Source organism: Winogradskyella sp. SM1960 (genome assembly GCF_020179375.1).
In the GTDB taxonomy this organism is placed as follows: Bacteria; Bacteroidota; Bacteroidia; order Flavobacteriales; family Flavobacteriaceae; genus Winogradskyella; species Winogradskyella marina.
This window is the reverse complement of record NZ_JAICBG010000031.1, coordinates 1-2,713: the sequence shown is the minus strand read 5'-3', so window position 1 is coordinate 2,713 and position 2,713 is coordinate 1. Positions and strand designations below refer to the sequence as shown.

The window sequence follows — 2,713 nt, the reverse complement described above, 5'->3', positions numbered from 1 at the left end:
ATCTGGATTCGCTAAACGGAGTAATACGCTTAAACTCTTGCGAGAATTTGAGTTCCAAAATGAATCTAAAGAAAAATTTAAATATTTTGAACGCTGCCTAAATAGAAAAAAGCCAGTAGTTAACAACGTGTATAATTAATTGCTTTGTTGAGCTTACGTGCGAAAATTCCGCTGGAATTTTCTCGGGTTTGGTCAATTTTTGCTAAATTAGTTGCCAAACCACGCAACTAATCATACACAAGACCGTTGGCAACAAGCTGAAAAAACCGTGACTGAAAATCAAAATCTATATAAAATTTTAAAATATCCACCTGCGTATATGGATGGATATTTAGCTATTAATGGTTGTTTATCCGAATACTGCATTCCAATTGAATTCACAAAAAACAACGGAGAAAAATGGGTTTACGGATTTCACGGAGAAATTGAAAAAGGAATTGAAATAATTGACTTAAAAGACAATAGATATTTTTTCATTTCAACAACCAACGAGTTGAACACAAATTACATAGTTGACGTTGAAACAATAAATCCAATTAATGAGATTGATTATGTTTCAGAAATTTTAAAATACAAAAGCAAACTAATATTGATTTTAAGTTCCAATTCAATAGCAATAGTTAATGAACCGAATGATATAGAATACGTTGAGAGTTTGTGTTGGGACGGAATAAGAAATAACCGAATTGAAAATGGTATTTTAAAAGGTCAACTTTATGATTGGAATAATAGTGAAAGCGGAGAACAATATGACAAAACGGATTATGAACTGAACTTAAACACAATGGTTTTTAAAAGAGGAAAAGAATTAGAACAAAAACCAGTTCCGATAAAAAAACTGAATAACAAAAATCTGAAAGTCGAAAAAAATAAATGGTGGAAAATATGGTAAACGGAATAAAAAGCCAGTTGCCAACAATGTATAACCGCAATTACGGCGGATTCGACTACGTCCGAATCCACTCGGAATTGCTAACGTCAGTGTCAAACCGAAAATTAACGCATATTAACCCGTAACTGACGGTTATACGAGACCGTTGTACGTAAGCTGCCAAAGACACTCAGATAAGGAAAATATTGAATGAATTACACTCAAATTTATACAACACGAAAACTTGAAAAAACCATTCAGAAATCGATTGTTGAGAAAAACGAAATCGAAAATAAAATTTTAGGCGAATGGGTTGCGACCATTTTTTATATGGACAGAAAAAAATGTTGGTTAATTATAAATAAACTTACTAAATATTTGCTAATTCTTCCTGACATAAAAGCATCCGAATTGAATGATATTACGAAACTATTTACCGAAACTCTTCATTCACAACTTAAAAACGACGGAATTGCAATTGATTACGGAACTTTAAGTGAAATAATTGGAGAAATAAAACTGTGCGAAACAAATAATGATAGAAGTGCCAACAGCTCTCTGAATAATTGTATGTATAGTATTGAAGATTGGAAAATTGACTATGGCAGTTTTGAAAATTTACCATTTCGAAAAATTAATAGTGGATTGAATAGCTCACCAAACCAAATGATGAATTGGAAATACCCTAAAGAAGTAATGAACGAAACAATAAAAGCCTACGTACAACACCGTGTATAATTAATTGCTTTTTTAGGCTTACTTACGAAAATTCCTGCGGAATTTTCTCTGGCAAGTAAAAGTTTGCTAAATTAGCTACCGAACCACGCAACTAACCATACACAAGACCGTTGTGCTTAATGCAAAAAAATCTGAACTGAATTGATATTTAGAACTTTGAAATACAAAAAATATGCTGAAAATTCTTGTCAAAGTTTGACTGAATTTCAAAATAATTTCAGAAAAAAATATGACACAGATAATTATGAAAATTGGTTTTATAATCAATCGAGCGAAACATTAAGGCTTTATTCGGAAAACAAAGAGATTTATTTTAAATACATTCCAATTGGAACATTTTCGCAAAAGAAAAATACTTGGATGTGGTCTTGGGCAAATGAAAGTTCTGTTGAACCGAGAAAATTTGAGACTTTAAAAGTTAAAGAATTAGGAGAAAAGAAGAAATACGGAAATTTAACGAATGAGCATTTTGAAGGAGATAATTTCACAGGTTGGGAATTAACTTCTATCGCATTTGAAATAATTGGAGGAATTGGAACTTATAGAGTTATTTCAGACAATTTAGAAAAATATTTTTTATTAACCGAAGAAATAACAAAAGAAGAAGTTGAAAAAATAGAAAGTGAATTAATTGACTGTGGAATTCACGGAAAATTAAGGAAAGCTTTTATTTGTCAACATTTGAATTCTAAACAAAAAACTGGATTTGAGGAAGCTTTTGAAACTTATCGAGGAATGGAATTGGACGAAGAAGATGATTTTCAAGCTTGGTGTTCTGAATGTGAAAAAGAGAGAATTAAAACAAATGGTTGGAATGACGAATCTATGGAGTTTGTTAAAATAAATTTAGTTTGTGAAAAATGCTATTTTGAAATTAAGGAAATAAACGAATGACGAAAACACTAAGCACAACACCATATATAATTTATTGCTGGCTTTTTGCTTACTTACGAAAATCCTCGCGGATTTTCTTTGTCTGTAATTATTTACTAAATTAGTTGCTTAAACCACGCAACAAACCATATATAAACACGTTAACTACAAGCTGATTCCAAATCAACATTTTTCTAAAATTTAAACTTCAAACTAACAACTTTGGATTGA

At 30.8% G+C, this 2,713-nt stretch carries 3 protein-coding genes; all 3 read left to right on the top strand.

What is annotated here, in order from left to right; genetic code table 11:
* Positions 1-268 precede the first annotated feature (268 nt).
* The 3 genes from K1X16_RS17820 (at position 269) to K1X16_RS17810 (ending at position 2,503) form a co-directional block, all read left to right on the top strand.
* Positions 269-892, top strand: a complete 624-nt coding sequence (locus K1X16_RS17820) for a hypothetical protein (RefSeq protein ID WP_225037421.1) — start codon at positions 269-271, stop codon at positions 890-892.
* 189 nt (positions 893-1,081) lie between these two features.
* Positions 1,082-1,609 (top strand): DUF6933 domain-containing protein, encoded by a 528-nt coding sequence (locus tag K1X16_RS17815; RefSeq protein WP_179353812.1) that lies wholly within the window; start codon positions 1,082-1,084, stop codon positions 1,607-1,609.
* A 156-nt stretch (positions 1,610-1,765) separates the two neighbouring features.
* Positions 1,766-2,503, top strand: coding sequence for a DUF6882 domain-containing protein (locus K1X16_RS17810; protein ID WP_225037420.1), 738 nt, complete (start codon positions 1,766-1,768; stop codon positions 2,501-2,503).
* Positions 2,504-2,713: the final 210 nt, after the last annotated feature.

Excerpts from the sequence above, each read along its gene's own strand:
- K1X16_RS17815 (WP_179353812.1), top strand. The coding sequence starts at position 1,082 with ATGAATTACACTCAAATTTATACAACACGAAAACTTGAAAAAACCATT.